Genomic DNA, 6686 nt, shown 5'->3' on the forward strand with positions numbered 1-6686 from the left:
CGGCTGCGGCTCCGGCTGCGGCTGCGGCTCCGGCTGCGGCTGCGGCGCGCGGCTGCGGCCGCAGGCCTGCGGGATCGCGGGTCCCGCCGGCCCGGCGTCCCGCTTTCGATGTCGTGAAGATCGTGCCGGCGATGTCGTGAAGATCGTGCCGGACCCAATCGTCCGACCATGCCGGAACCCTATCGGACCGGCGTACGCCCGTCAAGGACTATTTTCCTACTGATCGGAGCAAAGCGCCGGACGTGCGATGAACGATCGCAACGGTCCGGAGCGCCGCGTTGGCGGACACCAACACCATCGAGAACGTATGCAGCGTCTTCAAGGGCGACATGCGCGGCACGTACCAGCATTGTGCCGAGCACCACCTGCACCGCTACCTCGCGGAGTTCGAGTTCCGGTACAACAATCGTTCCGCGCTTGGCGTCGAGGATCAGGAGCGGGCCGGGCGTGCGCTGGCAGGCGTCGCCGGCAAACGACTGACGTATCGCAGATTTGACCCGGAAATGAATTAGGAATGACAAGGCCCCCAAGCTTGGGGCTTGGGGGCCGGCCGAACCGCGCACAGTTTGTCATCACCAAGTGCGCGGTCGCCCCATCGCTGAGGTCTTGAAAGCCTGATGCCTTACGGCAGCGCAGGAACGAGTATGAATTTAGGGCCTCAGAGATGGGGTGTCAAACGACCCATTCCGAGTCCACATAGCACACACCCGTAAACTGCTCGTAGCTCGGCGGGAGTGACCCGCACCGTCAGGTACTTACGCTTTCCGTACTGGTCTCGCTTGGTGTGAGGAAGATCCAGCCTATGGAAGCCCACGGTCGAAACCATGTCCGCCTTGACCCACATATCTGGCGAATCAAAGGGCGGCGGCAAGGGTGGGTCAACGCGAACCGTGCAGTGATAGTCCTGGACGGGGTCAGGAGGAGTGGTGCTCAAGGCCACGATTGCGCAAAGGCCAGTTCGCCGTTTCAGATTCGGCGACACGACCAGGACGGGGCGGCGCTTCACCATCTCAGGCTCAACCGCTTCGTCGCCGTAGTCACAGATGAGGATGGTGCCGGGCTGAGGGTGGAACTTGAGCATAGACACCCATCGGGCAGACCTGCTGCCCCTCCTTTAGACATGGCGCAAATTGGGATATAAGGGTGCCCGCCGGGGCACCGCCGCTATCGCGGCGTCAACCGGCGGGGCTTGTTCAGTCCCTTCTAGCCATAGGCATGTCGGTCCTTGCCGGCCTCCCTTGTGCTGGTTCCACGCCCCGCTAGCGCGGCACGGCAGTTGCGGGGTGCGCTCGATCTCTAAGAAGCGGTCGCATCCTTGGATGCGGCCGCTTTCTTGGCTTTCCGAGCAGTCAGGTATTGCACCAACTGCCAGATCGCCGGCTTGATCTCATCGTCGACCTCTGGGTCGGTCATCAGATCAACCAGCTCGTACTCAAGTTCTTTTCGAAGTGGCTGCCCCGGCGGCGGCGCGGCATGCGTCACTGGCGCGGCCCCCGCAGCATCATCCGCACGAGTCGTCTTCTTGCGCTTCCTAGTGCCGTTGGTGCTGGGAGACCTCGGATGGCTTCCCTTTTCGAGCCGAGCCCCAATCTCAATCCCCGCCTCTTTGGCAGCGTGGAGATAGAAGGTTCGGCACTTCCGAAGCACATCCTCCTTCGCATCGACCGCGTTCTTGAAAGCCTCGGCAAACATCGACGGGGTCGCAGTCGTTAGGTCAAGAGAAGACAGGAACGGGTAGGCCCGGTTCAGCACCGACTGTAGCTCCCCCTTGAACCCAGGTGTCCCGTAAGCCTCTACCAATCGCAGCAGCGCCGGGGTTGGCGTGCCGTCGTCTTCGATCAGTCCAAGAGCCTTGAGGGCCATGAGGATCTGAGACCCGACCCCGCCCGAGAATCGAGAGAGGACAGATCGATCGATCCGAGGCGGCACGCCAACCGTCTTCAAATCCTCAAGAACAGTCAGGGTCGTCCGGAACGAGACATACGGTGGCGTCCGCGCCGATAGCCGGGCCTCGTCGGTAGGCTGGTCGTGTTCCATGGGAGGACACCTCCTGTGATCCAAACCGGAGACACTAATAGATGATGTGCCATCCGACATCAATAGCGGAACACATCGCGCGGAACTCTGGACGCTAAGCGTGGAATTAGGCTGTGTGCCAAGATCAGGATTGATGGAACTTAAGCGGACTCCTACGCTGATTCAGCGGAGGTGTCTGACATGAAAAATCGCGTTCTTGCAATGAGTTACGGAGGATGCCCAATAGTGCGCCGGGTCTCTGGTGCCACCGAGAGGGTGGTGTACCTTACCACGGATGAGCCTGTGGAGAGAGATGGGCGCGAGCCAACCGTTGGCTTCCCGCGAGAGTTCGTCTTTGAGTACGACGCGCAACTCCTAGGGCGCCTCGAATCCGCCTTCCAGAACCATGATTGGCGGGAGCTTGAATCGCACTGGAGCCAGGCTCGGCAGTGGGAGGGTTCTGTCGCATGAGCCAGAAGAAGCCGGAACGACAGATAGAACGCTTCAAGGACATGGCCCGCGAGCTTGGCGCGGACGAGAGCGAAGAACGGTCCGAACAGGCGTTCCGAAAGGTAGTGCCGCCGAGGAAGCCTGGCGAGAAGCCGCCAGCACCGGCGGCCAGATCGAAGAGGACAAGCCCGGCCAGTGAGCCGGGCTTTTTCATGCAATGATGCTAAAGATCGATCGGTCCCTCGTCATGGGGCTTGCTGCATTTCGGGCGCGGGCCAGATTGCGCTTGGCGCACCTACAAGGTTCGAACCTACGTTGCTGCGATCCCGGACGGAGAGATTTGACCGCATCGAGTACACGCAGCCGGAAGGCGGATCATGCCGAATCCTTTCGGTAAACCCTACCACATCACGCTGCGGGTACGCGAAGTATAATATTAGGACTATTTACCCAGAACGATCGGACCGCGGCCCTGCCGCCAGGCCGACCCGATCCGGCAAGGCCGGCGGCGCTCGCAAGCTGTCAAAGATCGCGGTTGAAACTCCTCGCGGGAGTCGGAAGCTTTACGATCCGAATGTCGGCGGAGGCGACCATCCGAACCCTGCTGTCCCCCACTTGGTTGCTCGGCGTCTGGGATCGCCTGCGCACCAGCTTCTGGTTTCTGCCGTCGGCGATGGCAGCCGCTGCCGTTGCGCTCTCGTTCGGTCTGGTCAAGGTCGACGCCTGGGTCAACGCGGAGACCGTCCGCCGCCTCGGTTGGATCTATGAATTCGGCCCGGAAGGGGCGCGAGCCGTCCTGTCCGCCATAGCGAGCTCGATGATCACGGTGGCCGGTCTGACGTTCTCGATCACGATGCTGACACTCCAGCTGGCCTCCTCGCAGTTCGGGCCGCGATTGCTGCGCAACTTCATGCGGGATCGCGGAAACCAGATCGTGCTCGGCACCTTCACGAGCACTTTCCTTTATTGCCTGCTTGTGCTGCGCACCGTTCGCGGGACGGAGGGCGCGAGCTTCGTGCCCCACCTCTCGGTCGCCTTCGGCGTATTGCTCGCAACGCTCAGCCTTGCGGTGCTCATCTACTTCATCCACCACGTGGCCATCTCCATCCGGATCGAGACCGTGCTCGCGGACCTTGCGGCGGAGACCCGGTCGGCCATCGACCGGCTCTACCCGGAACGGCTCGGCAGGGATCCGCCGGTCGGCGACGTTGCCGGGGCCTACCGTTCGACACTGGAACATTTCGAATCGCGCGCCCGGCCGATCGGCGTGAAGGGAAGCGGTTATGTCCAGCGCGTCGACGAGGACGCGCTGATGCGGATCGCGACCGAGCACGACGTCCTGGTTCGCATCGAGGCACGCCCGGGCCGGTTCATCACGGATTGCGACCCAATCGTCCTGGTTGCGCCGTCCGAACGCATATCGGACGAGGCTGCGGCCGCTTTGCGGGGGGCGTTTGTCGTCGGCCCGGACCGCACTCCCGCGCAAGACCTGGAGTTTTCCCTTCGACGCATCGTCGAGATCGCGCAGCGGGCTCTTTCGCCCGGCATCAACGATCCGACCACGGCCCTTTACTGCATCGACAGGCTCGGTGAAGCCCTTGGCCGCCTCGCCGAGCGGGAGATTCCCTCATCGGTCCGCGCCGATCCGCAAGGCCGGCCGCGGATCGTGACATCCGTGGGCACGCTCGAGGACCTTGCCTGCCCGGCTCTTGCCGCTGTCGCCCGTTACGCGACCGGGGATGCGGATGTGATCCGCAAGCTGCTGCGCATCATCGAGGCACTGACCCAAAAGGCGGGACCGCGCACACGCGACAGGATTCTTGCGCTCGGCCAGTCCATTGAGAGGGCAAGCCGAGATCGGCTGAGCGGATTCGACAAGGATGCCATGGCCACCCTCCTCCTCGCGGAGGAAGCGTCCAGGCCGCCGAGCAGCTAGTCTAGCTTCTTACAGCGCAATTGGCCGTGTCGTTGTGGCCTGGAGCATGCTCGAATCCCATTATCAGGTGTTCCTATTGTATCGGGGCAAAGCGCCCTGACGCGCGATGAAGGCTCGCCACGGTCCGGAGCGCCGCGTTGGCGGTATGGTGCTCGCGCGGTGAGAGGCCGACGAAAGCCGCATCGGCACTGTCAGGCAAGACGGCCCGCGCTGGCCTCTATCAGCGCAAGTCCTGCCGCGAGCTGTTCCCATCGGCTTGGAATCGAGGCCGAGTAAATTAAATTGGCAAACGGGAGACGCCAACGAAGCTCTCGCGCGGCCGTGTCGCCAAGCCCGACTAAATCCGGCGGCGCTCACAAGCACGTCACCATCGGTTTTGTCGCGCGCGGCAGCAAGACCCGCTTGATCCACATCGATCATGCAACCTGATCCCCAAGCAGCGAAGGCATGCCTCACCTATTGGCCGCGGAGCCGGCCACGCTTAGGCAGAAGGCTAAGATACACTGGAGTCGCCGGTACGCATCTTCATCTGGTAGTTGGCGTTGGGTCGCCGAAGTATATTCTTGAACGCTAGATCACATCTTGCAATGTCGAAGCTCCGAGCATCGTGTCCATAGACAGCCCTCTCGGCGTTATTCCAGCATGAAAGTAATAATACTCGATAAGGCGGCTCCTCGTCAGCACTAAGTCTATCTAGATAAACCCGCCCCTCATCAATTGTCTTCTTGCCTTCGCGTACCTCGGCAAGAAGATCGAAATAGCGACGTTTCATCATGGCATGAGCACGTGCTCTGTTTGATAAATCAAATGTTAAATCGAGTGCACCTAGTAGAGCCGCGGCAAATGAGAAAAATGACAACCATGATCTGTCAGTAGGCAGAAGGTTAACCAGGGCCGCCGATCCGCAAGCTATGACACCGAACATAAACCAACGATGACATGTGTCAAGAAACGCCTCTCGGCAAGCGTGATAATGAATATTCGTCAAACAGCTTACTGAGAAGGGTTTCAACGCTTCCGCGGAGGCCATGGATCGGGATGCCCTGGTGGAGGCGGGTGCGGTGGAGAGGACGGTGGCTTCGGCGGCTCCCTCGGCTCCCTGGCCACTTCCCATGATCCTATCTCTTGCATTTGTAGCCCCCGCCAAGCGCACGCATTCAAGTAGCGACTTGTGGTGGAGTCAACTAGCGAACATTCGACTTTGGCACGAGGGCCTTAATGGCGGCTGCGCTTCCGAGACTTGTTTGCTCGGTTGAGGGACGAGGCATGCCATGTCGGAGGTTATGGCGCGCCTGCGGCTTGGGTCATGTGTTCAGCACGCGCTCCGTAATCCGCGGCGTGGACTCGCGTAGATTGGGCGCTTAGGTTGTGCTCGGCTATGATCGTCGTCTGACATGCTAGAGCCATTCGAGGGAGCGCGCCTCAAGATTGCGCGTGCACGCCGGCACGTGACCGAGCTAAGGCAAATGGTTGACGCCTATTTCGCTCGCGATCCCATTCGCATTGTCGTCGAACTCCATTCCGAGGATCACTTTCGCTTTAAGTTCTGGCGAGCGCGCATCGCGGAGAGCCCGCCTACTGAAATGTCGCCCGTAATCGGCGACATCCTTCACAATCTTCGATCAGCTCTCGACCTTATGGCATGCGATGCTGTCCGGCTCGCTGGAAAGAGCGACAAAGGGACGTATTTCCCGTTTTCCAACACAGCCGCCGAGCTACCGGAGCAGATCCGACGCAAGAACTTTGACCGAGCCGGCTCGCGCGCGGTTCGGCTTTTGAAGCAAATCCGGCCTCACCGAAACGGAAATGAGGGACTTCGCGCCCTCCACGACCTGAGCAATCAGGACAAGCACCAGATGGTTGTTCCGGTGGCTTGGGGCGGCCGACTCGACCTTTCGGGGCTTATGCCCGATGCCGACCCTAAGACGTTCAACGAAATAAAGAACTGGTCGAGCCGATTGGAGGACGGCTCAATCGTTGTCGGCACGCCTCTCGACTATGGTCCACCTGTCGGAGCAATCGTCAAAGCAGACTACTTTCTTCTTCTGTTTTACCCGGAAACTGGCGCCGGCAATGAAATGGTTCACTTTCTGGATGAGCTTTGCCGCGTTGTTGAAAACATTCTGAAACTCTTCAGCGGGGAGGCGGATGAGATAAGTAGTTAGGGGCATTTTGCATCTTGACACCTCGCGCTCCGCCCGCTCTCGCCCTGCGCCCGGGCACGCCCGGCGGGCGGCCGCCTCCCGCGTCCCGCCGCGGCGGGCGCGGCTTGCGACGGGCGGGC

The 6686-nt window shown here is 61.0% G+C and carries 5 protein-coding genes and 1 pseudogene; 4 read left to right on the top strand and 2 right to left on the bottom strand.

Going from position 1 to position 6686, the window contains the following annotated elements; all coding sequences use genetic code 11:
- Window positions 1–287 precede the first annotated feature (287 nt).
- Window positions 288–512, top strand: a pseudogene (locus E4O86_RS21745) (transposase); the annotation flags it as partial.
- Window positions 513–658: 146 nt separating this feature from the next.
- Here E4O86_RS21745 and E4O86_RS24065 read toward each other — a convergent pair.
- A complete protein-coding gene (locus E4O86_RS24065; protein ID WP_161142649.1) occupies window positions 659–1081 on the bottom strand; it encodes a type II toxin-antitoxin system PemK/MazF family toxin in 423 nt (140 codons plus the stop codon).
- A 215-nt stretch (window positions 1082–1296) separates the two neighbouring features.
- Window positions 1297–2037, bottom strand: coding sequence for a DUF5343 domain-containing protein (locus tag E4O86_RS21755; protein ID WP_161142650.1), 741 nt, complete (start codon window positions 2035–2037; stop codon window positions 1297–1299).
- 446 nt (window positions 2038–2483) lie between these two features.
- Here E4O86_RS21755 and E4O86_RS21760 point away from each other — a divergent pair, with 446 nt between their 5' ends.
- The 3 genes from E4O86_RS21760 (at window position 2484) to E4O86_RS21770 (ending at window position 6567) form a co-directional block, all read left to right on the top strand.
- Window positions 2484–2687, top strand: coding sequence for a hypothetical protein (locus E4O86_RS21760; protein WP_161142651.1), 204 nt, complete (start codon window positions 2484–2486; stop codon window positions 2685–2687).
- 314 nt (window positions 2688–3001) lie between these two features.
- Complete coding sequence (locus E4O86_RS21765; RefSeq protein ID WP_246206546.1) at window positions 3002–4402, top strand: DUF2254 domain-containing protein; 1401 nt, start codon at window positions 3002–3004, stop codon at window positions 4400–4402.
- Between the two features lie 1466 nt (window positions 4403–5868).
- Complete coding sequence (locus E4O86_RS21770) at window positions 5869–6567, top strand: hypothetical protein (protein WP_161142652.1); 699 nt, start codon at window positions 5869–5871, stop codon at window positions 6565–6567.
- Window positions 6568–6686 lie beyond the last annotated feature (119 nt).

It is taken from the genome of Propylenella binzhouense, from assembly GCF_009866965.1.
Classification (GTDB): Bacteria; Pseudomonadota; Alphaproteobacteria; order Rhizobiales; family Afifellaceae; genus Propylenella; species Propylenella binzhouense.

Excerpts from the sequence above, each read along its gene's own strand:
- E4O86_RS21760 (WP_161142651.1), top strand. The coding sequence starts at position 2,484 with ATGAGCCAGAAGAAGCCGGAACGACAGATAGAACGCTTCAAGGACATG.
- E4O86_RS21755 (WP_161142650.1), bottom strand. The coding sequence starts at position 2,037 with ATGGAACACGACCAGCCTACCGACGAGGCCCGGCTATCGGCGCGGACG.
- E4O86_RS21770 (WP_161142652.1), top strand. The coding sequence starts at position 5,869 with ATGGTTGACGCCTATTTCGCTCGCGATCCCATTCGCATTGTCGTCGAA.
- E4O86_RS24065 (WP_161142649.1), bottom strand. The coding sequence starts at position 1,081 with ATGCTCAAGTTCCACCCTCAGCCCGGCACCATCCTCATCTGTGACTAC.